This window comes from Marinobacter panjinensis, from assembly GCF_005298175.1.
Lineage (GTDB): Bacteria > Pseudomonadota > Gammaproteobacteria > Pseudomonadales > Oleiphilaceae > Marinobacter > Marinobacter panjinensis.
Map to the genome: position 1 here is coordinate 3,249,855 of NZ_SZYH01000001.1, position 22,816 is coordinate 3,272,670.

General features: G+C 56.5%; 21 protein-coding genes. 6 read left to right on the forward strand and 15 right to left on the reverse strand.

The features are described 5' to 3' along the window. Positions 1–11: 11 nt before the first annotated feature. Together FDP08_RS14875 and FDP08_RS14880 are read right to left on the reverse strand one after the other, a co-directional pair. Complete coding sequence (locus tag FDP08_RS14875; RefSeq protein ID WP_137436907.1) at positions 12–377, reverse strand: DUF2306 domain-containing protein; 366 nt, start codon at positions 375–377, stop codon at positions 12–14. Further along, complete coding sequence (locus FDP08_RS14880) at positions 368–1,237, reverse strand: LysR family transcriptional regulator (protein WP_137436908.1); 870 nt, start codon at positions 1,235–1,237, stop codon at positions 368–370. Before FDP08_RS14880 ends, FDP08_RS14875 begins: the two co-directional genes overlap by 10 nt. A 95-nt stretch (positions 1,238–1,332) precedes the next feature. On the opposite strand from FDP08_RS14880, the gene FDP08_RS14885 reads away from it, so the two are divergent. From FDP08_RS14885 to FDP08_RS14895, 3 genes are all read left to right on the forward strand, one after another. Continuing rightward, positions 1,333–1,833 (forward strand): lactoylglutathione lyase family protein, encoded by a 501-nt coding sequence (locus FDP08_RS14885; protein WP_137436909.1) that lies wholly within the window; start codon positions 1,333–1,335, stop codon positions 1,831–1,833. 172 nt (positions 1,834–2,005) lie between these two features. After that, positions 2,006–3,133, forward strand: a complete 1,128-nt coding sequence (locus FDP08_RS14890; RefSeq protein WP_137436910.1) for a zinc-binding dehydrogenase — start codon at positions 2,006–2,008, stop codon at positions 3,131–3,133. 731 nt (positions 3,134–3,864) lie between these two features. Continuing rightward, a complete protein-coding gene (locus tag FDP08_RS14895; RefSeq protein WP_137436911.1) occupies positions 3,865–4,647 on the forward strand; it encodes a PEP-CTERM sorting domain-containing protein in 783 nt (260 codons plus the stop codon). Between the two features lie 81 nt (positions 4,648–4,728). Here FDP08_RS14895 and FDP08_RS20715 read toward each other — a convergent pair whose 3' ends face one another. The 13 genes from FDP08_RS20715 to FDP08_RS14960 all read right to left on the reverse strand — a co-directional run bounded on the left by FDP08_RS20715 (position 4,729) and on the right by FDP08_RS14960 (position 18,784). Beyond that, positions 4,729–5,403 carry a DUF998 domain-containing protein gene (locus FDP08_RS20715; protein ID WP_137436912.1) on the reverse strand — a complete coding sequence of 225 codons (675 nt, stop codon included), beginning with the start codon at positions 5,401–5,403 and terminating at the stop codon, positions 4,729–4,731. Between the two features lie 463 nt (positions 5,404–5,866). Continuing rightward, on the reverse strand, positions 5,867–6,553 hold the full coding sequence (locus FDP08_RS14905; protein WP_137436913.1) for a hypothetical protein: 687 nt from the start codon (positions 6,551–6,553) through the stop codon (positions 5,867–5,869). An 89-nt stretch (positions 6,554–6,642) separates the two neighbouring features. Beyond that, the gene (locus FDP08_RS14910; RefSeq protein WP_170979041.1) at positions 6,643–7,302 is read right to left on the reverse strand and encodes a hypothetical protein; all 660 of its coding nucleotides are present in this window, start codon (positions 7,300–7,302) and stop codon (positions 6,643–6,645) included. A 69-nt stretch (positions 7,303–7,371) separates the two neighbouring features. Then, complete coding sequence (locus FDP08_RS14915; RefSeq protein ID WP_206077297.1) at positions 7,372–8,346, reverse strand: hypothetical protein; 975 nt, start codon at positions 8,344–8,346, stop codon at positions 7,372–7,374. 105 nt (positions 8,347–8,451) lie between these two features. Beyond that, positions 8,452–8,877 (reverse strand): hypothetical protein, encoded by a 426-nt coding sequence (locus FDP08_RS14920; RefSeq protein ID WP_137436914.1) that lies wholly within the window; start codon positions 8,875–8,877, stop codon positions 8,452–8,454. 402 nt (positions 8,878–9,279) lie between these two features. Continuing rightward, a complete protein-coding gene (locus FDP08_RS14925; protein ID WP_228263368.1) occupies positions 9,280–10,962 on the reverse strand; it encodes an AMP-binding protein in 1,683 nt (560 codons plus the stop codon). A gap of 57 nt (positions 10,963–11,019) precedes the next feature. Next, on the reverse strand, positions 11,020–11,598 hold the full coding sequence (locus tag FDP08_RS14930; protein ID WP_137436916.1) for a peroxidase-related enzyme: 579 nt from the start codon (positions 11,596–11,598) through the stop codon (positions 11,020–11,022). Continuing rightward, positions 11,595–12,503, reverse strand: coding sequence for a hydroxymethylglutaryl-CoA lyase (locus FDP08_RS14935; RefSeq protein WP_137436917.1), 909 nt, complete (start codon positions 12,501–12,503; stop codon positions 11,595–11,597). Before FDP08_RS14935 ends, FDP08_RS14930 begins: the two co-directional genes overlap by 4 nt. Then, positions 12,503–14,506: an acetyl/propionyl/methylcrotonyl-CoA carboxylase subunit alpha gene (locus FDP08_RS14940; protein WP_137436918.1), complete on the reverse strand. Its 2,004-nt coding sequence runs from the start codon at positions 14,504–14,506 to the stop codon at positions 12,503–12,505. Before FDP08_RS14940 ends, FDP08_RS14935 begins: the two co-directional genes overlap by 1 nt. Beyond that, on the reverse strand, positions 14,506–15,312 hold the full coding sequence (locus FDP08_RS14945; protein WP_137436919.1) for an enoyl-CoA hydratase-related protein: 807 nt from the start codon (positions 15,310–15,312) through the stop codon (positions 14,506–14,508). The genes FDP08_RS14940 and FDP08_RS14945 overlap by 1 nt, the downstream gene beginning before the upstream one ends. A gap of 14 nt (positions 15,313–15,326) precedes the next feature. Beyond that, the gene (locus FDP08_RS14950) at positions 15,327–16,934 is read right to left on the reverse strand and encodes a carboxyl transferase domain-containing protein (protein WP_137436920.1); all 1,608 of its coding nucleotides are present in this window, start codon (positions 16,932–16,934) and stop codon (positions 15,327–15,329) included. Between the two features lie 179 nt (positions 16,935–17,113). Beyond that, complete coding sequence (locus FDP08_RS14955) at positions 17,114–18,280, reverse strand: isovaleryl-CoA dehydrogenase (protein ID WP_137436921.1); 1,167 nt, start codon at positions 18,278–18,280, stop codon at positions 17,114–17,116. Positions 18,281–18,337: 57 nt separating this feature from the next. Further along, positions 18,338–18,784, reverse strand: a complete 447-nt coding sequence (locus FDP08_RS14960; protein ID WP_137436922.1) for a MerR family transcriptional regulator — start codon at positions 18,782–18,784, stop codon at positions 18,338–18,340. Between the two features lie 582 nt (positions 18,785–19,366). Here FDP08_RS14960 and FDP08_RS14965 point away from each other — a divergent pair. The 3 genes from FDP08_RS14965 to FDP08_RS14975 all read left to right on the forward strand — a co-directional run bounded on the left by FDP08_RS14965 (position 19,367) and on the right by FDP08_RS14975 (position 22,803). Continuing rightward, entirely contained in the window at positions 19,367–20,170 is an 804-nt protein-coding gene (locus tag FDP08_RS14965) for a PilZ domain-containing protein (protein WP_137436923.1), read from the forward strand. A gap of 54 nt (positions 20,171–20,224) precedes the next feature. Further along, positions 20,225–21,853 carry an acyl-CoA synthetase gene (locus tag FDP08_RS14970; protein ID WP_137436924.1) on the forward strand — a complete coding sequence of 543 codons (1,629 nt, stop codon included), beginning with the start codon at positions 20,225–20,227 and terminating at the stop codon, positions 21,851–21,853. Positions 21,854–22,041: 188 nt separating this feature from the next. Beyond that, on the forward strand, positions 22,042–22,803 hold the full coding sequence (locus tag FDP08_RS14975; RefSeq protein ID WP_137436925.1) for a 3-hydroxyacyl-CoA dehydrogenase: 762 nt from the start codon (positions 22,042–22,044) through the stop codon (positions 22,801–22,803). Positions 22,804–22,816: the final 13 nt, after the last annotated feature.

Below are 22,816 nucleotides of genomic sequence, written 5' to 3' on the forward strand. Positions count from 1 at the left end.
ACAGCGACTTGTTAACCAAATAGCCACTGATGGATAACCCTGCCAGGTGCCAATGTACCGATGCCGGCACCAACAACCCCATAAAAAGCCCCCATAGCGAACGCCCTATGCCGTTTAATATTACTGGTTCGGGCTGAGTAGAGCGAAACGGCGACACAAACCAATATCCAGATAGAGAGCAAATGTATTGGACTATACCCCCAGAAAAGGTCCATGAATCCTGTGAGCCAAAAGGACGAGACGGCCACAATGACCATGGCTGTCATCCATGACCAACCAACCAACTTGTGTAGCTTTGTTCCTTTCTGCGCTAATAATTGGCTGATTCCAGCCAGCAAAGCCCAGAGTGCTGCAGTGAGATGAATAGTTAGAGCCATCGCTTGGCTTCAGCAATTACCGTTTCTATTCTCCTCTGAAGCGCCTTATTCCGCAGAGCGCAAAGATATAGCGTCTCGCTGACCGGGCGAGCAAGTCGATGTGCTTTAATCTGCTCCGGCCTTTGGAAGGCTTCAACCGCATGTGCCGGTAGGACGGTAAAACCCAACCCCATGCTGACCGGCTCCAAAATCAAGCTGATCTGATTTGAGAATCCCTTCCTGGGAAACAGGTTACTGTGCTGGAATTGAGGGTAATTGGCACCGAGAAGCAGGTTGGCATGATGACTTCCGTCGGGGTGGTCGATAAAGCCCAGGGTCATCAAAGTGTCCCACCCCGGCTCTTCGACTGAAGCAGGTGTTACCAATAGCAGCGACTCTTGCGCGACCGGCATGCAACTTACGTCGGCCAGGGCGGATTTCGACGTCATGAATCCAATATCAACGGTAGACTCAGCGATTGCTTTTTCCACATCGGTATTCGGCGCAAACCGGTAATCGATAATGAGCTTGGGGTGCTTGCTCTGCAACGCCAGCAAATGCGGATAAAGTTTAAGCCCAACACTTCCCGGGGACATCATCCGCACAGTCCCTTCATAGGGTGGGTCCTCTCCGACGCTCTGTTCCAGATTCGACAACGCCAAGAGAATGTCCTGCGCGCCGGCATAAAGCCTTTCGCCGGCATCCGAGAGCGAGAATTTTTTGCCCTCCCGTACAAGCAACTCGGTGCCGAGCTGCTGCTCCAGCTTACGCACATGCTGACTCATCCCCGACTGCGTCATGTGGAGGCGCTCAGCCGTACGCGTGAAATGGCCAACTTCAACCAGTGTGCAAAAGCTGCGTAACCAGGTGGTATTTATCATTACGATCCGTGATTTATTGAATTACAAACCATAATTTTACGTAATCGTCAGCGCTATGTAACCTGTTTTCAGTTCAATTAAAAGGAGGAGAAACAATGAGCAACGTTTACCCAAGAAATTTTTCACACATTGGTATATCCGTACCGGACCTCGAGCGAGCCGTTAAGTTTTACACAGAAGTAATGGGTTGGTATCTGATTATGGAACCCACCGAGATCGAAGAGGACGACAGCGCCATCGGGGAGATGTGCACGGATGTATTCGGCGCGGGCTGGGGAAGCTTCCGTATCGCTCACCTATCGACCGGAGATCGAATTGGCGTGGAGCTTTTTCAGTTCAAAAACCAGACTAACCCGGAGGACAATTTCGAGTATTGGAAAACCGGCGTTTTTCACTTCTGCGTGCAAGACCCGAACGTCGAGGAACTGGCAGAACGCATTGTGGCTGCTGGTGGTAAAAAGCGCATGGAGAAGCCACGCTACTACTATCCGGGCGAGAAGCCTTACCGCATGATTTATATGGAAGATCCGTTTGGGAACATCTTAGAAATTTATAGCCACAGCTACGAGTTGATATACAGCGAGGGTGCGTACTGAATTTACCAGTCTGCTACTCTGACCTAACCCCGTCTGATCACTACGGTCAGACGGTCCAGCGACGAGGACCACGCAGGCGCTAAGGGTTTGCCCCACATTTTATGCGGTACACCTCATCTGGTGACACCGGTTAGCAAAGTGCCAGACCACTGAATGTTTGCAGGAGAAAAAAGTGTCAGATACCAACATCGAGCTTACTTCCACCATTAGCGAAGACAACAAACTGGAACTGGCCCTGCGCGAGATCGAGATCCCGCAGCCGGGCGACAACCAGGTGGTCATCCGCATCGAAGCCGCCCCGATCAACCCGTCTGACCTGGGCGTGATGTTCAGTGCGGCCGATATGACGACTGCCAGCCAATCCGGTAGCGCCGATCGCCCGGTCATCAGTGCCGATGTCCCGGCCAAGTTCATGAGCGCCGTTAAAAAGCGGGTTGGCAAGCCTATACCCGTAGGCAACGAAGGCGCCGGTACGGTCGTCGCTGCTGGCTCATCAGCCGCTGCGCAAAGCCTGATGGGCAAAACCGTTGCGGTCATTGGCGGTGGTAGCTACCGCAAATATCTCTGTGCCAATGTTCAAAGCTGTCTGGAACTGGAGCCGGGTACGACTGCAGTCGAAGGCGCCTCAAGCTTTGTTAATCCGCTTACGTCATTGGCCATGGTAGAAACCATGCGAGCTGAAGGTCACAAAGCTATCGTTCACGCTGCCGCCGCCTCTAACCTCGGACAAATGCTCAACCGCATCTGCATCGCCGACGGCATCGACCTGGTCAATATCGTCCGCAAGCCGGAACAGGAAGCATTGCTGCGCGATATGGGTGCCAAATACGTGGTCAACTCCAGTAGCGACAGCTTTATGGCAGACCTGACCGAAGCCCTTATCGAAACCGGCGCTACCATCGCCTTCGACCCTATCGGTGGCGGTAGATTGGCTAGTGATATTCTCACCTGCATGGAAGTCGCGGTCTCTCGCAACATGACTGAATACAGCGTGTATGGATCTGACATCTACAAGCAGGTGTATATCTATGGCGGCCTTGATCGCGGCCCGATCACGCTGAACCGCACTTTTGGTTTTGCCTGGGGTGTGAACGGCTTTTTATTGTTTAATGCGTTAGGAAAACTGAGCAAGGAAACCACCATCGCCATGCGGAAACGCATAGCGGCCGAGATCAAAACCACGTTCGCCAGCCACTACACTCACGAAGTATCCCTGGCCGGTGCTTTACAACTGGACGCGATCGCGGTTTACGGCAAACAGGCTACCGGAGAGAAGTTCCTGATCAAACCACAGAGCTAACGTTTGATCTCTGGCCGCAAGGCCATCCTGGGCTGCTTAAGATACGAACTGAGGTCAGATTGAACTGACCTCAGTTTTCCTCTAATACCCGACGGGTATCAAAAGCATTTCGCGTTCGACAAAACCTAAACGATAGGTCGTAGTGTTGACTTCAGTAACCTGAACACAGGTTTCCGCCATATTCGATTACCTCAAATGCCCCTGTCTCGTCGTCAGTCACCCGGATAATATCGCCAGCGGCCACGAAAGGCGGGCTGGGTCAAGGGACGGGTGCAGCGCATTGTTAGGCGGCATTTGGCACCGGCCTGGAAGTCTGCTTTTTCCCAGAAGCGGACGTCCCTCCTTAAGAATTGAACGTCTGTTCTCAGCAGACCGGGTGCATCGTCATCTTGGGAAGCTGATGTTCTACCATTGAACTACACCCGCGAATCAGGGATCTCCAATTGTTTACTTCGATGGCCCAACAATCCCAATAGTCTCGTTTGTCCATCCCTTAGGTAGTGGAAAGGTAGCCCTACCCGCATACTTTCGAATGGCAGTATTTACCGGGCCGGCATGACAGTCACGTTAATGTCCCGGGACGACTGTCGAGGGACTTTACACAGACATCGATCCCAGGGTCGCAGCGTGCCGTTGCGCGGCCGGAAATAGTTGAATTTTGTGAAGGTTCGTTTCCGCGGTATAAAAAATGCCTCATTTGAGTGCTTACCGCACTTTGTGCAGAGGTTACCATGCAGCCAAAGCATCTAGGCATGTACTTCGGGCTTTCGATCCTTCTCTTGATTCTATTTGCGGGATCCGCTAACGCCGGGCCGATCGAGATCCAGTTCGTTCGCGAGACGAGTGGTAGTACGGCGACCCTGGAGACGGTCGGTTTCGACGGGACCTCGTTCACGAGTGGCGCAACAGCTCTGGAGACGATCGCCCCGACCTGGACGGCGATGTCCTACGACCCGTTCGCAGACCTTATGTATTTCATTCGCGAGACGAGTGGTAGTACGGCGACCCTGGAGACGGTCGGTTTCGACGGGACCTCGTTCACGAGCGGTGCAACAGCTCTGGAGACGATCGCCCCGACCTGGACGGCGATGTCCTACGACCCGTTCGCAGACCTTATGTATTTCATTCGCGAGACGAGTGCTAGTACGGCGGTCCTGGAGACGGTCGGTTTCGACGGGATCTCGTTCACGAGCGGCGCAACAGCTCTGGAGACGATCGCCCCGACCTGGACGGCGATGTCCTACGACCCGTTCGCAGACCTTATGTATTTCGTTCGCGAGACGAGTGGTAGTACGGCGACCCTGGAGACGGTCGGTTTCGACGGGATCTCGTTCACGAGCGGCGCAACAGCTCTGGAGACGATCGCCCCGACCTGGACGGCGATGAGCGTCGTAGGGGACCAAACAGGACCGGGTCCGACGCCGGTCCCGGAGCCGGGCACGATGTCGTTGCTATTGGCCGGTTTGGCGCTACTTGGTTTCTCTCGCAGAAGGCGTGTCAGAAACGGCCACTGATCGCGGCGTCCAACTACGACAGGAAAATCGTCGCCCGGGTGCTCGAGCATTTTGGGTCAATAGCGGCCTCTGGCCCTTAGTCTAGCTCAATGTCCGGTTTTGGGCGGAACGCGTCCGCTCCATTGCTTTATTAGATGGCAGCTCCCGGTCACCGTTCGAGGCAGTACGCAACGCGACGACAATGCACCAACTGAACAGAAGCCCCAATAGAATGCGTTGCCACAATCCAGTCATGTCTCGAGCTTCGAGTGATGAGACAAGTAACGCCAACAGAAGAAGACTTGCGATCCCCGTTCCAACGGAGTAGCTAGCTAGGACCCCACCCTTGTGTTCTTGCCACCAATAGATACCGAGCATGAGTGTTGCTGCGATAAGACACAAAAATGCTATCGGTGCGATTGCGTTGTGAAGTAGGTTCTCTGTGGTTCCGGAGCCTTGCGGGCAGCCGATATCGCAAGAGATTAGTCCGGACGCAGCTACACCAAGACCGAAGAGACTTACGAAGACTGAGGCGATGAGCGTAGTTCGTTTCTTCGGTAGCGCTTTAAGTAGGGCGACGCCGAAGGACGCAATAAGCAATCCTCCGAGGAGAAAACCCGCGTAGTTCATCAATGCCGCGTTCTCCGATCCGGTTGCACCCAACTCGCTTATGAATTGCCGTATGTGACTGTATCCGGGCCGGTTCGACGCGGCAGCTATCATGACTGTAGAGAATATTACGGGGCCGAGAACGCCACCGAGCGTAGACTTAAGCATTGCGTTGTACCCTCGCGACTCTGCCAGCTAACGCCTAGCGCACCGGCGTGATCTTGTAATGGAGGCGAAGCCGCAATGGAAAGGGCGTCCGGCGGCCATCGGCCGCGTACTACAGCGACTTGTTAAAAAGGCAAACTCACAGGACAAGGTCTCCGTACCCCCAGATTATGGTGCCCACCACTACGAGTATTGCCGATACAATCCGGTATGGTAGCTCATGATTAATATAATAATTCCCCTCGATGTACTTGAAGCTACGGCTCGCATCGATGTAGGCAACATAAGCCCCCAACACTGTAGTTACCGAACCTGCCCTCTGGAACCAGTGAGTTCCGGGAGAATTGAGGTCGGCAATAATAGACGCTACTAACACCAAAACCGCTGCCACGGCAGGGAGCGCGCCGTGAACAATTAAAGATTTTTTCGACTCGTCAGCGGGGTGACTCATAGCGGATTTTGCCTTTTAACGCGGAGCGAAGCGGCGGCTGAAAGCCGTCCGTCTTGCGCGATTGGTTATAGACGCCTCATGGCAGTACAGCAGCATGAAGTATCTCAGTTCCTTTAGTTTCTCTAGTTTCGACGGGAAAGCTGAAGCGACTACAACTATCAACAACATGAAAGAAATGATTGCAGCAGCGACGAGAGCGAGCTCCGCATACTCCATCCTGCTCCAGACCGATCCAACCAAACCGGCGAGCAAACCCAAAGAGAAGGTAACAATCTTTTTCGTGGCCGAAGACTCTGTAGCAACAATATCTATCTGCGAGTCCAAGAGCTCGAAACATCCCCTTATGGTTGGCTCACCAATAAAGGACTTTTTTAGTTTTTTCTTGAACATCAGGTATCGAGTATCTTGATAGTTCTGCGATTTTAGGGGCTGTTTCGCTTCCTGATCGCCGAATTCCTCATACACCATTTTCTCATTAAGGGATGTGAACTTCACAATCAAAGCAACTTCCGCAAGCAAAACAGGGACAAGCAGCCAACCTTGTAGGATGAAAAATAAGACGAGCGAAAGAAGAAAAACTACCACTAAGGCTATGGTGTAGAACCTTTCCCATAGTGACGTTGAATCCCATACTCCCAAAAAAATTTTGAGGCGCGTAGCTTCAGCATGGTAGGCGTCCCATACAACTTTCCAATAACTCATCGGTTCAAATGTCCTTCCTATTACGCGGAGCACAGCGGCGGCCCGTCAGGGACGTCCGGCGGCCATCGGCCGCGGACAGCTGCGATTTGTTAGATTGCAATTGCACTTTGCCCCTCGACCTCCAAGAACCAGAAGCCTCCGTACTGTTGCCAGACGAGTTGGTAGCGTCCTTCCAGCCGGAAACTGACCGGTTTCCCACCAATTGGGGTGTCAAACGTTTGAGGGCCAAATTGCGCCCCTTGCGATGTATCGTAAGCCCAACACTTGGCGCTCTTGGTTCTTGGTTTTACAAGGCGCTCCATGTCATTCATGACAAGAGAAACTCCTTGCGTAGCAAGGCCTGCGGCAACATATCTTTCTAAGAGGAAAATATCGAAATACACATCTTTCATGAAGATGTCGGTCGCCCCACGGTACCCGCCGGACGCCGCTTTTGTACGGTAGCACTTCATCTCGATAGCGATCTTGTGAGCGCCACTTGGCCCTTGTCCTGTGAACAGAAGATCAATCTCTCGATTCGCACCGTCGACGTTGACCCCTGCCTCAAGCTCTACCCGAGTCGTTTCATCTTCGTGAAATATGATCAGAGGAGCTAGCTGCTGCAAGATATACGCATACTGCAATTGCATTGAGGCCTCCTTGTTAACAGGGATCAACCCGCCCCCAACCTTTCGGGAAAAGATTAGCCAAGCTTCGCTGACGGCAGCTCGCATTCTCTCAGGAAGATTTTCTGCCTCAAGGTTTTGCACGATGCTTCCTCGCAATTTAACGCGAAGCGAAGCGGCGGCCCGTCAGGGCCGTCCGCCTTACGCGGTTTGTTAGCGAAATCTCGGTTTGTGCTCGATTTCCAGGAGAGTAACGTAAGCCAAAGCCAAAAAGGTGGCAATTTTTGCGTTAGTAATGTCAATCGGCTTGCCGGAGTCATGCGAAAATTCATTGGCCATGCCCGCAAATCGTCCAAGAAGATCTCTAACGTGCTCTTCTTTTTCATGTTTTACGGCAGCAATGAGGTCACCAAGCAAAACCTGGGAGTAAGTCTTCTTTAACGTCAAGCTTCTCGAACAGCACTCTACTTTCAGCGCGAACTCCATGATCCTTCGCACGGTATTGACCTTCTCGGCAATTTCATCAGCATCACCATCGGTAAGCTTGTCCAATGCTTTGACAACAGAGTCAATTCGGCCAATCGCAGTCCTGAAATTGTGATAGTAAAGAATATCTTTCGAGTGATGCGAACCAATACCGGACTGTTTAGGTATGACTGCCAGGGAGTACATTGGCGTACAGTGAAAGTCCATCACTTCAATTTCTTCACCAAATCTTCTGAGGACTCGTTTCTCGAAAAAGCTGTTATCAATAACCTTTATCTCGTCAGCTTGGCCTTGGAATAACTTCTTTATCTCCTTTTCAGTTTTTGCATACCCGTTAATCAAAAATATGGCGATATTTGGTCCGACTATTGGGACGATGGAGTTCACTTGTAAAGCGCATGAGTACAGTGATGCCGGAAACACCATGCTGCGAATTTCCCGCTCCTCCTCGGACTCATCTTTTCCACGATAATCATGCCAAAGGAGTTTTAATATACCGGTCTCACGATCCAGCTCGAAATTCTCGATCTTGTCCCAATTCGACATATCGAGAAAGTCCAGTATCACCAGGCCACCTAATTGATGATCTAGGTCAGCAAGCAAAGACATGATCTCATCATGATCAGTAATTGGTTCTTCGCCATACTTCTGAGCAATCTCAAAGAAAATCTCTGAACTCTTCTCGATGGGATAATCTGTCATCAATCACTCTCGCTAACGCTGAGCACAGCGGCGACCTTGAAGTGGCGACGAAGGAGCCACGTAAAGGGCGTCCGGCGGCCATTGGCCGCGTACTGCTGCGACTTGTTAAAGGTTTTTGAGGGCTGTTCTTGCCCTGTATGCTTGCACGAACTGAAAGAGGCCTAACCCACTGAATAACGCGACCATTGCGTTTGAGCTGTCCGTATCTACCTGAAATAAACCAGCAGTCGCCACACAAAAAAGCCCGCCAAAAATGTACTCGCTAGGCTCATAGCGGTATTTAAACTTCAGGGACTGCCCATAAAGGTCTGATTCAAAATCGACAGGGACCTTCAGTTTTTCCGATTGTTTAATTGCGAAGCGGTTTACTTTTCCACGCCAGAAAGACCAGTAAACAATTTCCTCACCCGGTAATGCAATCACTTGAAAAGCTCTGCCTGTTCCAGTTGCGACTGGCTTTATGCGCAGACCAGCGATTCTCGAAATATCACCAACCCTTATTGTTCCATCTAGGAATTGCTTCCGTGCCATGATTCGCTACTTACCTTTAACAGCTTATTATACGAACACGTTCGTATATCACCCATTCGTATAATTCCAATTGCAGTCGCTCAGGCGACCTCAAAAAATCTATTTAAAACAACACCGTACCAAGATCCGCCATGGCAACCGCCGGAGTTATACGCCCTGGTTGGTCTACTCTTCTCACCCCAGGAAGGGCGTATAAATCCAGATCGTTAAAATGCAGTTTTAACAGTATCAGATGCTTATAAAGGTTTCCCGCTCCTTACTTGGAGTTTTGCAAACCGGTTCGTATAACTCCTGCCCACTGCAGCCCTTGCATGGTCCCAGCTTCTCTGATGGCGTACACAAAGCACAAACCCCAGCACATGGCTGGGGTCTGAAGTAGGAACGAAATGGAGGAGGGGCGCTTTACTTCTTCAACCCCATCTCCTCAATAGAAATCTCCCGCATCTTGAACTTCTGGATCTTCCCGGTGACCGTCATCGGGAATTCATCCACGAACTTGTAGTTCCTGGGGATCTTGAAGTGGGCGATCTTGCCCTTGCAGAATTCCCGCAGCTCGTCGCCGGTGACCGGGTCTGCGTCCGGGGCCAGTTTTACCCAGGCGATGAGTTCTTCGCCGTACTTGTCGTCGGGAATGCCGGTTACCTGCACTTCCTCAATGGCGGGGTGGGTGTAGAGGAATTCCTCGATTTCTTTCGGGTAGATGTTCTCGCCGCCGCGGATGACCATGTCTTTGATGCGGCCGACGATCTGGATGTAGCCTTCGTCGTCCATGGTGGCCAGGTCGCCGGTGTGCATCCAGCCGGCTTCGTCGATGGCTTCGGCCGTTTTTTCCTCGTTGTTCCAGTATCTCAGCATCACGCTGTAGCCGCGTGTGCAGAGTTCGCCGGTTTCGCCCCGGGGCAGGATGTTGCCGGTGCCGGGGTCGACGATCTTGGTTTCCAGGTGCGGCTGGGTGCGGCCCACGGTGGTTACCTGCTTCTCGAAGGGGTCGAGTGAGCTGGTCTGGGTGGACACCGGGCTGGTTTCGGTCATGCCATAGGCGATCTGAACTTCCTTCATGTTCATCTTGCCGTTGACCTTTTTCATCACTTCCGCCGGGCAGATGGAGCCGGCCATGATGCCGGTGCGCAGGCTGGACAGGTCATAACTTTCAAACTCCGGCTCGGCCAGTTCGGCGATGAACATGGTGGGCACACCGTAGAGGGCAGTGGCCTTTTCCTGGTGGACGGCCTGCAGCACGGATTTGGGCTCGAAGCCTTCACCCGGGTAGATCATGGTGGAGCCGTGGGTGATGCAGCCCAGGTTGCCCATGACCATGCCGAAGCAGTGGTACAGGGGCACGGGAATGACCAGGCGGTCTTTCTCGGTCAGGCGCTGGCTCTCGCCCACAAAGTATCCGTTGTTAAGGATGTTGTGGTGGGTGAGGGTGGCGCCTTTGGGATTGCCGGTAGTGCCGGAAGTGAACTGGATGTTGATGGGGTCATCAAACTGCAGCACGCTCTGGCGCTTGTCCAGTTCCTGCTGGGTCACTTCGCTGGCCCGGCCGACGAATTCGTTCCAGGTCCACATGCCGTCGTGGCTGCGCTGGTCGAGGTTAATCACGCCTTCGAGCTTTTCCAGGCGCCGGGATTTGAGCTTGCCGGGTTCGCTGGTATTCAGTTCCGGGGCGAGCTCGTAGATCATCTTGCGGTAGTCGGAGGTCTTGAAGCTGTCTGCGGTGACCAGGAAGCGCATGCCGGACAGGTTGAGTGCGTATTCCAGTTCATGCACGCCGTAGGCCGGGTTGATGTTCACCAGGATGGCGCCCACTTTGGCGGTGGCGAATTGGGTGACGGTCCACTCGTAGCGGTTGGGGGACCAGATACCCACCCGGTCGCCACGTTCAACACCGATGGCCATGAAGGCGCGGGCCGCTTCGTTGACCTTTTCCAGGAATTCCCTGTAGGTCCAGCGGATGTTCTGGTGCAGGGAGACCAGCGCTTCGGTGTCCGGGTATTTTTCGGCGGTGCGGTCGAGCATTTCGCCGATGGTCATGCCCAGCAGCGGGCTCTCTGAGGTGCCACTGGTATAGCTTGGAAGAGTCATGCTCATTATCTCTGCCTCCATTGTTGTTGTAGTCGAGGGCGAGCAGTGTCGAACCTGCTAGCGACTCTGGCTGTGATATTCAGGGTTAGGTTGCATGTCGCTGGCAATAGCCACGCGATTGGACATGTTGTAGAAACCAATCAGGTTGCTCAGGTCCCAGATGCCGCGGTCACTGAGGCCGGCATCCCGCAGGGCCTGGATGTGTTCTTCGGTGACGGTGGCCGGGGAGCGGGTCAGGTGTGATGCAAAGTCCAGCATCGCCCGCTGGCGCTTGTCGAGTCTGGCGGTGCGGTAGTTCATCACCATGTGCTCGCCCAGCGTCGGGTCGCCGCTCAGTACCCGTACGGCGGCACCGTGGGCCACCAGGCAGTAGAAGCATTTGTTCTCGGAAGACACCACCACGGCGACCATTTCCCGCTCGAGTTTGCTAAGTTCGCCTTCGCCCATCATCAGTTCGTTGTACAGGCGGGTGAAGCCTTCGAGCTGTTTGAGGTTCTGGCTGTAGGCGGTCAGTACGTTCGGGACCATGCCGAGTTTTTCCTGGCAGATCTGGAAGTACTTCTGGGTGTCCTCTGGCATATCGTTGATCTCCGGGATGGGGAGATCCAGGGCGACGACGTTTTTGTTCTGGCTCATGTGCAATTTCCTCCGAGGGCCTGACCTACTTTTGAGCCATTGTGGCGATTCAATTGGCCGCTTATCCATTCGCCGGTTGCTACCAGCTTGTCCAGATCGACCCCTGTTTTTATGCCCAGACCGTTAAGCAGGTATAGCACGTCTTCGGTGGCGACGTTGCCGGATGCGCCCTTGGCGTAGGGGCAGCCGCCGAGGCCGGCTACGGATGAGTCGATGACGGCTATGCCTTCTTCAAGTACCGCGTACAGGTTTGCCAATGCCTGTCCGTAGGTGTCGTGGAAGTGGGCGGCCAGTTTTTCGATCGGCACTTCGGCGGCGACGGCTTCGAGCATGCGTTTGGCTTTCAGCGGAGTGCCTACGCCGATGGTGTCGCCCAGGGAGATTTCGTAGCAGCCCATTTCGGCGAGGGCTTTAGCGACTTTGGCGACCTGTTCGGGGGCGATGTCGCCTTCGTAGGGGCAGCCGAGGACGGTGGAGACGTAGCCGCGTACCGGTATCTGGTGCTGTTTGGCGGCTTCCATCACCGGCAGGAAGCGTTCGAGGCTTTCGGCGATGGAGCAGTTGATGTTCGTCTGGCTGAAGGACTCGGACGCAGCACCGAAGACGGCGACTTCGTCGGCCCCCGCCGCCAGGGCATTTTCGAAGCCCTTGAGGTTGGGGGTAAGTACGGAGTAGCGCACGCCCGGTTTGCGTTTGATGCCGGCCATCACGTCGGCGGCGTCGCCCATTTGGGGCACCCATTTCGGCGACACAAAGCTGGCGGATTCGATGTGGTTGAGGCCACAGTCGGCCAGCCGGTCGATCAGGCCGGTTTTGATGTCGGTTGCAATGACCGCGCCGGGCTCGTTTTGCAGGCCGTCGCGGGGGCTCATTTCAACCAGTCTTACCTGTTTGGGGAAGGCCATTAGCCTGCCTCCTCTTCCGCGTCTGCAGTGACTTCAATGGCAATCAGTTCGGCACCTTCGGAGACCTGGTCGCCTTCGGCGAAGAAGATGTCGGTGACCACGCCGTCGGCGGGGGCCTTGATGGCGTGTTCCATTTTCATGGCTTCCATGATCACCAGGCTCTGGCCGGCGGTGACCTTGTCGCCTACTTTCGCCTGCACAGCAACGATGGCGCCGTTCATCGGGGCGGCCAGGCTGCCTTCGCCGGCCATTTCCTCGAAGCCGTAGGTTTCCCGGTACAGAATGCACTGGAAGGTGTCGCCCTCGTAGAAGAGCACCAGCTGGTCGTTGTGCAGGTTGCCATGGATGCTGATGCGGTGGCCGTTGATGACCGCCTGCAGGTAGTCGTCGTCCAGGCGGGCGGTGAGGTTGTACACGCTGCCGCCAACGAATACCTGATAGCGGTCATCCCGTTCCAGCACCTTGAGTTCGTGAATGTCGTCACCCACCTGCAGTTGCAGGGGCTGGGCGTACTCGGAGTTCATGCGCCAGCTGTTCTGGCGGCCAAACGGCGACCAGGGGTCGGTGCTGATCACTTCCCGGGACTTGCGCTGTTCCAGTACGAAGCCGGCGGCCAGTACCAGGGCCTTGTGGGTATCGAGCCTGGATTTCGGGAACAGCAGTTCCCGGTGGTCGTCGATGAAGCCGGTGGTCAGTTCCGCTTCCCGGAACGGTTGGGCATCGGCCAGCGCGTGGAGAAAGCGGATGTTGGTTTTCACGCCGGCGATGCGGTAATGCTCCAGGGCCTGGACCATGCGGTTGATGGCCTGGTCCCGGGTTTCGTCCCAGACGATGAGCTTGGCGATCATCGGGTCGTAGTGGATGCTGATGTCGTCGCCTTCGGTGACGCCGGTATCCACCCGCACATGCGCGCTTTCATCGGGCGTGCTCAGGTAGCGCAGGTTGCCGGTGGCGGGCAGGAAGTCCTGGTCCGGGTCTTCAGCGTAGATGCGGGCTTCCAGGGCATGGCCCCGGGTTTTTACCTGGGACTGCTCCAGTGGCAGCGGGTCGCCCCAGGCCACTTTCAACTGCCATTCCACCAGGTCCTGGCCGGTGACCATTTCGGTGACCGGGTGCTCTACCTGCAGGCGGGTGTTCATCTCCATAAAGAAGAAGGAGCCGTCCACGTCGTAGAGGAATTCCACGGTGCCGGCGCCCACGTAATTGATGGCTTGGGCGGCTTTGACGGCGGCTTCGCCCATGGCTTTGCGGGTTTCGTCGCTCAGGCCAGGGGCGGGGGCTTCTTCCAGTACTTTCTGGTGGCGGCGCTGCACGGAACAGTCCCGCTCGGCCAGGTACACGCCCTTGCCGCTTTTGTCGCAGAACACCTGGATTTCCACGTGGCGTGGCTGGGTCAGGTAGCGTTCGATGAGCATGTCCGGGTTGCCGAAGGCGTTCTTCGATTCCCGTTTGGCAGCGGCCAGGGCGTCGTCAAACTCTTCCATGCGTTCTACAACCCGCATGCCTTTGCCGCCACCGCCGGCGACCGCTTTCAGCAGCAGCGGGAAGCCGCATTTTTCGGCTTCCTTGCGCAGAGTGTCCGGGGCCTGGTCGTCACCGTGGTAACCCGGTACCAGGGGCACGCCGGCTTTTTCCATGATGGATTTGGCGGCGGATTTGGAGCCCATGGCCGCGATGGCGGAGGAAGGCGGGCCGATGAAGACAATGTTGTTGGCTTCGCAGGCTTCGGCGAACTGGGTGTTCTCGGAGAGAAAACCGTAGCCCGGGTGAACGGCCTGGGCGCCGCTTTCTTTCGCGACCTCGATGATCTTGTCGGCTTTCAGGTAGCTCTCGGAGCTGGGGGCCGGGCCGATGTTGAAGGCTTCGTCGGCCATGGCTACGTGCCGTGCGTCGGCGTCGGCGTCGGAATAGACGGCGACCACGCGAATGCCCATGCGATGGGCGGTCTGTATGATCCGGCAGGCGATTTCGCCGCGGTTGGCGATCAGGATTTTGCTGAACATTATTCTTCCTCCGGAACCCAGTTGGCTTTGCGCTTGTTCAGGAAGGCACTGAGCCCTTCCTGCCCTTCGGCACCCACCCGGATGTCCGCGATGCGTTGTGCGGTGTCGTCGATAACGTCTTTGCCGATGACTTTGTGGCTAACGGCAAACACCAGGTCTTTGGCGGCCTGCATGGCCTCGGGACCGTTCAGGGCAAGCTGCAGCATCAGTTCGTCGCAGCGACGGTCCATGGCGGCCACGTCTTCACACACCTCGTGCACCAGGCCGAAGTGTTCGGCTTGCTGCGCAGTGAAGATTTCGGCAGTGATGAAATAGCGCCGGGCCTGGCGTTCGCCAATGGCGCGTACCACGTAGGGGCTGATCACCGCCGGAATCAGGCCGAGCTTGACTTCGCTCAGGCAGAAGCTGGCTTTCTCCGTGGCGAGCACGATGTCGCAGCAGGCGGCCAGGCCGACGGCACCGCCGAAGGCCGCACCCTGTACCAGGCCAATCACCGGCTTGCCGAGGTGGTTGAGGGTGTCCATCAGCCGCGCCAGTTCCCGCGAGTCGTCCAGGTTTTCCTGGCGGCTGTTGTCGGCCATGCGGCGCATCCAGCCCAGGTCGGCGCCAGCGGAGAAGTGTTTGCCTTCAGAGCGCAGGATCACGATGTTGGTGTTCTTGTCGGCATTCACCGTTTCCAGCGCGTTGATCAGTTGCTGGATAATGACGTCGTCAAAGGCGTTGCGTTTGTCCGGGCGGTTGAGCACCACTTCGGTGACACCGTCGGCGCGTTGTTTGAGCAGTACCGCTGATTCCTGATCGGTCATGGCGTTGTCCTCCGTTACATGCGGAACACGCCGAAGCGTGTTGGCTTGGCCGGGCGATTAAGGGTGGCGGACAGGCTCAGGGCGACCACTTCGCGGGTCTGGGCCGGGTCGATCACGCCGTCGTCCCACAGGCGGGCGCTGGCGTAGTAGGGGTGGCCCTGGTGTTCGTAGGAGTCGACGATGGGCTTCTTGAACTTGGCCTCTTCCTCGCTGCTCCAGTCCTGGCCCTTGCGCTCCATGCCTTCGCGCTTGACGGTCGCCAGTACGCCGGCGGCCTGTTCGCCACCCATTACGGAGATACGGGCGTTGGGCCACATCCACAGGAAGTCGGGGCTGTAGGCGCGGCCACACATGCCGTAGTTGCCCGCGCCGAAAGACCCGCCGATCAGTACGGTGATCTTCGGCACTTCAGCACAGGCTACCGCCATCACCATCTTGGCGCCGTGCTTGGCGATGCCTTCGGCTTCGTGCTTCTGGCCCACCATGAAGCCGGTGATGTTCTGCAGGAACAGCAGCGGGATGTTGCGCTGGCAGCACAGCTCAATAAAGTGCGCGCCTTTCTGGGCGGACTCGCTGAACAGGATACCGTTGTTGGCGATGATGCCCACCGGGTAGCCGTGGATGTGGGCGAAACCGGTAACCAGGGTCTGGCCGTAGTAGCGTTTGAACTCGTCAAACTCGGAGCCGTCGACGATGCGGGCGATCACGTCGCGCACGTCGAACTGTTTGCGCAAATCCGTGCCGACGATGCCGTAGATTTCTTCGGCGTTGAACAGGGGTGCCTTGGGCTTGCGGATCTCCACGTCTGCCGGTTTACGGCGGTTGAGGTTGGAGATGCAGCGCCGGGCGATTTCCAGGGCGTGGGCGTCGTTTTCGGCGTAATGGTCGGCCACGCCGGAGATTTTGCAGTGTACGTCGGCGCCGCCCAGGTCTTCGGCGCTGACCACTTCACCGGTGGCGGCTTTTACCAGCGGCGGACCGGCCAGGAAGATGGTGCCCTGATTGCGCACGATGATGGACTCGTCAGCCATGGCCGGAACGTAGGCGCCACCGGCGGTGCACAGTCCCATGACGACGGCGATCTGCGGGATGTCGTCGGCGGACATACGGGCCTGGTTGAAGAAGATACGGCCGAAGTGGTCGCGGTCCGGGAAGACCTCGTCCTGCCGTGGCAGGTTGGCGCCGCCGGAGTCCACCAGGTAGATGCAGGGCAGGCGGTTTTGCAGGGCGATTTCCTGGGCGCGCAGGTGTTTTTTCACCGTCAGCGGGTAGTAACTGCCGCCTTTTACGGTGGCGTCGTTGGCGATGATCATGCATTCGGTGCCGGACACACGGCCAACCCCTGCGACCAGGCCAGCGGCGGGGACTTCTTCGTCGTAGACGTTGTAGGCGGCGAACTGGCCCACTTCCAGGAAGGGGGAGCCGTCGTCCAGGAGGCGGTTGATGCGCTCGCGGGGCAGCAGTTTGCCTCTTGCCAGGTGCCGTTCCTGGTAGGTGGGGCCGCCGCCCTGTTGAATAGTGGCGACTTTGTCCCGCAGGTCGGCCACGGCTTTTGCCATGGATTCCTGGTTGGCCTGGAATTCTTCGGACCTTGGGTTTATTTTGCTTTGGAGTATCGTCATGGCTTGTTAGTCCGTTTTTTTTAGTCCGTGCGTCGGGTCTGGTGCCGGGGCTGTCCGGGAAACGCTACGAGCACATCCATGTGCGCTTGACCCCGGCCATCCTTGGCCGGAGACATTCCCGGACAGCCCCGGCACCAGACCCTCGTCGTTCTTGGGTGCTGGCCTCCCGATACTGGCCCTTACTTGTTCAGGTACAGCTCGCGGCCGATCAGCATCCGGCGGATTTCGGACGTGCCGGCACCGATTTCGTACAGTTTGGCGTCACGCAACAGACGGCCTGTCGGGTATTCGTTGATGTAGCCGTTACCGCCCAGCAACTGGATGGCGTCCAGGGCCAGTTTGGTGGCCATTTCCGCGGAATAGAGAATCGCGCCGGCAGCGTCTTTACGGGTGGTGTTGCCGCGGTCGGCGGACATGGCGACCATGTAGACGTAAGACTTGGCGGTGTTCATCCAGGTGTACATGTCGGCCACTTTGCCCTGGACCAGTTCGAATTCGCCGATGGCCTGGCCGAACTGTTTGCGTTCGCGGATGTAGGGAACCACCACGTCCATGGCCGCCTGCATGATGCCCAGCGGGCCGCCGGAGAGGACCAGGCGTTCGTAGTCGAGGCCGCTCATTAGGACTTTAGCGCCGTTGCCGAGACCGCCCATGACGTTTTCCTTGGGCACTTGTGCGTCTTCGAAGACCAGTTCACAGGTGTTGGAGCCGCGCATGCCGAGTTTGTCCAGCTTCTGGGCCTGGCTGAATCCCGGGGTGTCGCGTTCGACGATGAAGGCGGTGATGCCCCTTGGGCCGGCGGCCGGGTCGGTTTTGGCGTAGATGACGTAAACGTTGGCATCCGGGCCGTTGGTGATCCACATTTTGCTGCCGTTGAGCACGTAGTGGTCGCCGGCGTCTTTGGCGCTGAGTTTCATGGAGACGACGTCGGAACCGGCGTTGGGTTCGGACATGGCCAGAGCGCCGATGTGTTCACCGCTGATGAGCTTGGGCAGGTACTTTTCTTTCTGCTCGTCGGTGCCGTTGCGGTTGATCTGGTTAACGCACAGATTGGAATGAGCACCGTAGGACAGGCCAACGGAGGCCGATGCACGGCTGATTTCTTCCATGGCGACCACGTGTGCCAGGTAGCCCATTTCGGAGCCGCCGTAGGCTTCGTCGGCGGTAATACCCAGCAGGCCCATGTCACCGAACTTTTTCCACAAGTCGTTGGGAAAGAGGTTTTCACGGTCGATGTCTTCGGCGCGGGGTGCGATGTCTTTGGCGGCGAAGCCGTTGATCTGCTCGCGGAGCATGTCGATGGTCTCACCGAGGCCGAAGTTGAACTCTGAGTATTGTGATTTCATTGTTGGCTACCTTTTACTCTCAAATATGGAGTTGGTCGCGGGCTTCGATGTCCGCCACTATTTCTGTTCGATAAATTCTGGCTCTTCTTTCTGGGCCTTCGTCTGTTGACGCTTTTTCTTCTGAAGCTCGGCGAGAGCTTCCCGGCACCGGGCTTCTGCCGTATCCATTTCCATTTCCGCCTGGGCAATGTCGTTTTTTTGCTGTTCCAGCTGTGCCCGTTTGTTGGCCAGGGTGTCCAGCATCAGCAGGAGCTGTTTTTCGTTGCCGCTGAGGGTTTCGTCCCACAGGTCGAACAACTCCTTGGTTTCCGACAGGGAAAACCCCATGCGTTTGCCCCGCAGGATCAGCTTCAGGCGAACCCGGTCTTTTGAGCTGAAAATGCGGGTCTGCCCACGTCTGGTGGGGTGCAGTAGGCCCTGGTCTTCGTAAAAACGTACGCTTCGGGTAGTGACGTCGAACTCCTTGGCGAGCTCGCTGATGCTGTAAGTTTTCTTGATGTCCATGGCGGAGTCCTTTTTTAAGACTTAGGTTAGATAAAGTTTACGTAAACGTAAAGTATTTTTCGGGCCCTATTTAAACCAGGAGAGTTAAACAGAAGGGGAGTGTCGGATGGCGCTCAACGATTGTGACGGCCATTGTAACAGGGGAGCTTGGGGTTGGGGTGAAGCTGTGTGGCGCTGAATGCACCATTTGAGGGCGGCTATTTTCTCCGCACAGTTTCGTATAACGACGGCGTCCGCCGTCGGGTTCCATGCGAAAAATAGCGCCTGATTCGATTTTATAATAACGATCATTCTTTTTTTGCGATTACGAAATAGATAACCGTCGTTTTTCCTTCCGCAAGCCTCTTTGAAATGCATTATCGGAGAGGCGAATCCCGCGTTACGTCTTATTAATCAGCCTACAAAAATCCATCCGTAGCCTCCGGTTTCACGCCTTTAAAACAGACATGTAACTGATTCATGTACTCTTGATTATGGTTTCGTAACCGGCATTTAACGTGGAGTTGCGATAATTTCCTTGTGGCCGGAGCGCAGTGGAGTTCTCCGAGAACACCAATTGACGATAACGCAAGGGCCATAGTAATGAAGACGGCAGCAGTTGCACCACACTTTGTCCGCGAAGCCGAAGCGCAACATCAGTATGCCCGGATAAAAATTCCGGCCTGGCTGCACGTGAACCTGGACGGCAGAAAACAGGCATTTCCGGTGGCTGATTTGTCGGCTGCCGATTTCAGTGTGAACGCGGCGCTGGAAGCCTTGCGCCTGCGCCAGGTTTACAACGGTCACCTGGTGTTCGAGGTCGACGGCTTTGATGTCGCCATCGACGTGAGCTTTGTCCCGCGCAGTTTCGATTCGATGAATGATCGCTGCGGGTGTGAATTCCAGAACCTGGGGCACCGCGAGTTTTCAGCCCTGCGACACTTCATTACTGCCTCCCTCAGTGATGAAGTGGTTTCCGTCGAAGACGTGCTCAACACCCTGTCCCGTAAAGACTTGACCAAGGCCAACAAAGGTAAGCGCAGCGATGGTCACGAGTTCTTGGGCATGCCTCGGGCCATGGTCCGCAGCCTGATCGTGATGCTTGTTGTTCTGTCTGCCATCAGCTTTGGCTCCTCTGCGCTTTGGAACCTCTATTTCGTGACCAAGGCGGAGTCTGCGATGGAGACCTCGGGCGGCGCGCCGACGTTGTCGTACGGGGAAGATCGGATTGAAGAGGGCGACTACACGGTCGGTCAGATCGAGAGACTACCGGACCAGCCCACCGAGATCGGGGAGTGGCCAGCCGCAACCTGCTGCGGGACGGGAATGGCCGATACCGAAGATACCTATTGGGTGGATCCGTTGAAAGATTCCGACGAGGGCGAAACTGCTTCGAAGGCTCGCTGAAACGTCTGCTGTGCCCTATAGTCAGGTGTTAAATAACAACATCAGGAGACCGGTATGAACTCCATCTTTGACACGGGCCTGCAACCCAACGACGCCAACCGGGCCACCCTGAGCCCACTGGACTTTCTGGCACGCACAGCCAGCGTTTATCCGGAATATCCGGCTGTGATTCATGGCCAGACACGCCGCAACTGGCAGGAAACCTATGAGCGCTGCCGTCGCCTCGCTTCCGCCCTTGCGGCGAAAGGGGTGGGTAAGGGGGGTACCGTGGCGGCGATGCTGCCCAATATTCCCGAGATGCTGGAATGCCATTTCGGCGTTCCCATGCTGGGCGCAGTGCTGAATGCGCTGAACACGCGCCTGGACGCCAAGACCATTGCCTTTATGCTGGAACATGGCGAGGCCAGGGTGCTGATTGCAGACCGCGAGTTTGGCGAAGTAATCAATGAAGCGGTCGGCCTGCTGGATAACCCGCCGCAGGTGATTGACGTTAACGATCCCGAATTTGGCGGTGGTGGCACCCGGGTGAGCGACCTGGATTACGAGGATTTCCTGGCCAGTGGTGACCCGGAATTCGAATGGCAGATGCCGGCGGATGAGTGGGATGCGATTTCCCTGTGCTATACCTCCGGCACCACCGGCAATCCGAAGGGGGTGGTGTACCACCATCGCGGCGCCTACGAGAATGCCATGGGTAACCAGGCGGTATGGTCCATGGGCATGCATCCGGTGTACCTGTGGACGCTGCCGATGTTCCATTGCAATGGCTGGTGCTTCCCCTGGACCATCACGGCCTTTGCCGGCACCCACGTGTGCCTGCGCAAGGTGGACCCGGAGAAGATTCTTAAGCTGATCAGTGAGCACAAGGTCAGCCATATGTGTGGCGCGCCCATCGTGCTGAACACCCTGCTGGGTGCATCGGACGCCCTGAAATCCAGCTTCAGCCATACCGTGCAGGCAATGACTGCTGGCGCCGCGCCTCCGGCCAAGGTTATCGAGGCCATTGAAGAAATGGGCATTCAGGTGACCCACGTATACGGCCTCACCGAGGTGTATGGCCCAGTTACTGTGTGTGCCTGGAAATCCGAATGGGACGACCTGCCGGTGGAAGACCGCGCCCGCATCAAGGCGCGGCAGGGGGTTCGTTACCATACCCTCGCTGGTATGATGGTGGGGGATCCGGACAGCATGGAAGCCGTGCCGAAAGACGGTAAAACCATCGGTGAGATCTTCCTGCGTGGTAACACGGTGATGAAGGGCTACCTGAAAAACCCCAAGGCCACCGAGGAAGCCCTGCGGGGCGGCTGGTTCCACACCGGCGACCTGGCGGTGTGGCATCCGGATGGTTACGCGGAGATAAAGGACCGCCTGAAGGACATCATCATCTCGGGGGGCGAGAACATCTCCACCATTGAAGTGGAAGACGTGCTCTACCGCCATCCGGATATCCTCGAAGCCGCCGTGGTGGCCCGGCCCGACGAAAAATGGGGTGAGACACCCTGCGCCTTCGTGACCCTCAAGCCCGAGGCCGGTGATGTGAGTGAAGACGACATCATTGCCTTCTGTCGCGAGCGGATGGCCAAGTTCAAGGTGCCCAAGACCATTGTGTTCAGTGAGCTGCCGAAAACCTCCACCGGCAAGATCCAGAAGTTCGTGTTGCGGGACGACGCCAAAAAGCTTTGACCGCGAGCTGTAAACGCCGGGTCCGACAGGGTTGTGGCCCCGGCGTGTCAATTTTTATCAAATTTCCTGCCCGGTTATGTCATGGCGCCCAGGAGGTGACTGAGACAGACTGATCCCATACCCGAATTCAAATTGTTCGCCGGCGAGGCCATGGGTGTCGCCGGTGACGCTGATATCAGGAGATAACCATGGAATTTAAAGGTGTACCAGCAATAGTAACCGGTGGCGCTTCAGGCCTTGGCGAAGGCGCGGCCCGTGCACTGGCCGCTGCCGGCTGCAAAGTTGCCATTTTTGACCTGCAGAAAGAGCAGGGCGAAGCCGTCGCAAAAGATATAGGCGGTATATTTGTCGAGTGCGACGTGTCTTCCGCCGAAAGCGCCGAAGCTGCGGTAAAAGCCGCCCGTGACGCCCATGGCCTGTGCGGCATTGCCGTCAACTGCGCCGGCATCGCCCCGGCCGCCAAGATCCTCGGCAAAGATGGCCCCATGCCTCTGGAGAACTTTAACAAGGTTATCCAGGTCAACCTGATTGGCACCTTCAACATCATGCGCCTGGCCGCCGCCGACATGGCCCAGCGCGAGCCCAACGCCGATGGCGAACGGGGCGTGGTGATCTCCACCGCATCCGTGGCCGCCTTTGAAGGTCAGATCGGACAGGCCGCCTACAGCGCCTCCAAGGGCGGCGTTGTCGCCATGACATTGCAGTCGGCGCGGGAACTGGCGCGGGAAGGCATCCGCGTAAACACCATCGCCCCGGGCATTTTCATGACCCCGATGATGGCCGGCATGCCCCAGGAAGTGCAGGACAGCCTGGCTGCCACCCTGCCGTTCCCCAAGCGCCTGGGCAAGCCGGAAGAATTCGGCATGCTGGTAGACCAGATGGTGCGCAACCCGGTCCTCAACGGCGAAGTCATCCGCCTGGACAGCGCACTGCGCATGGCGCCCAAATAATTGCAGGAGACAA

Bases quoted from the DNA above. Each gene is read 5' to 3' on its own strand.
- FDP08_RS14875 (WP_137436907.1), bottom strand. From the start codon at position 377: ATGGCTCTAACTATTCATCTCACTGCAGCACTCTGGGCTTTGCTGGCT.
- FDP08_RS14880 (WP_137436908.1), bottom strand. From the start codon at position 1,237: ATGATAAATACCACCTGGTTACGCAGCTTTTGCACACTGGTTGAAGTT.
- FDP08_RS14885 (WP_137436909.1), top strand. From the start codon at position 1,333: ATGAGCAACGTTTACCCAAGAAATTTTTCACACATTGGTATATCCGTA.
- FDP08_RS14895 (WP_137436911.1), top strand. From the start codon at position 3,865: ATGCAGCCAAAGCATCTAGGCATGTACTTCGGGCTTTCGATCCTTCTC.
- FDP08_RS20715 (WP_137436912.1), bottom strand. From the start codon at position 5,403: ATGCTTAAGTCTACGCTCGGTGGCGTTCTCGGCCCCGTAATATTCTCT.
- FDP08_RS14905 (WP_137436913.1), bottom strand. From the start codon at position 6,553: ATGAGTTATTGGAAAGTTGTATGGGACGCCTACCATGCTGAAGCTACG.
- FDP08_RS14915 (WP_206077297.1), bottom strand. From the start codon at position 8,346: ATGACAGATTATCCCATCGAGAAGAGTTCAGAGATTTTCTTTGAGATT.
- FDP08_RS14920 (WP_137436914.1), bottom strand. From the start codon at position 8,877: ATGGCACGGAAGCAATTCCTAGATGGAACAATAAGGGTTGGTGATATT.
- FDP08_RS14925 (WP_228263368.1), bottom strand. From the start codon at position 10,962: ATGACTCTTCCAAGCTATACCAGTGGCACCTCAGAGAGCCCGCTGCTG.
- FDP08_RS14930 (WP_137436916.1), bottom strand. From the start codon at position 11,598: ATGAGCCAGAACAAAAACGTCGTCGCCCTGGATCTCCCCATCCCGGAG.
- FDP08_RS14935 (WP_137436917.1), bottom strand. From the start codon at position 12,503: ATGGCCTTCCCCAAACAGGTAAGACTGGTTGAAATGAGCCCCCGCGAC.
- FDP08_RS14940 (WP_137436918.1), bottom strand. From the start codon at position 14,506: ATGTTCAGCAAAATCCTGATCGCCAACCGCGGCGAAATCGCCTGCCGG.
- FDP08_RS14945 (WP_137436919.1), bottom strand. From the start codon at position 15,312: ATGACCGATCAGGAATCAGCGGTACTGCTCAAACAACGCGCCGACGGT.
- FDP08_RS14950 (WP_137436920.1), bottom strand. From the start codon at position 16,934: ATGACGATACTCCAAAGCAAAATAAACCCAAGGTCCGAAGAATTCCAG.
- FDP08_RS14955 (WP_137436921.1), bottom strand. From the start codon at position 18,280: ATGAAATCACAATACTCAGAGTTCAACTTCGGCCTCGGTGAGACCATC.
- FDP08_RS14960 (WP_137436922.1), bottom strand. From the start codon at position 18,784: ATGGACATCAAGAAAACTTACAGCATCAGCGAGCTCGCCAAGGAGTTC.
- FDP08_RS14965 (WP_137436923.1), top strand. From the start codon at position 19,367: ATGAAGACGGCAGCAGTTGCACCACACTTTGTCCGCGAAGCCGAAGCG.
- FDP08_RS14970 (WP_137436924.1), top strand. From the start codon at position 20,225: ATGAACTCCATCTTTGACACGGGCCTGCAACCCAACGACGCCAACCGG.
- FDP08_RS14975 (WP_137436925.1), top strand. From the start codon at position 22,042: ATGGAATTTAAAGGTGTACCAGCAATAGTAACCGGTGGCGCTTCAGGC.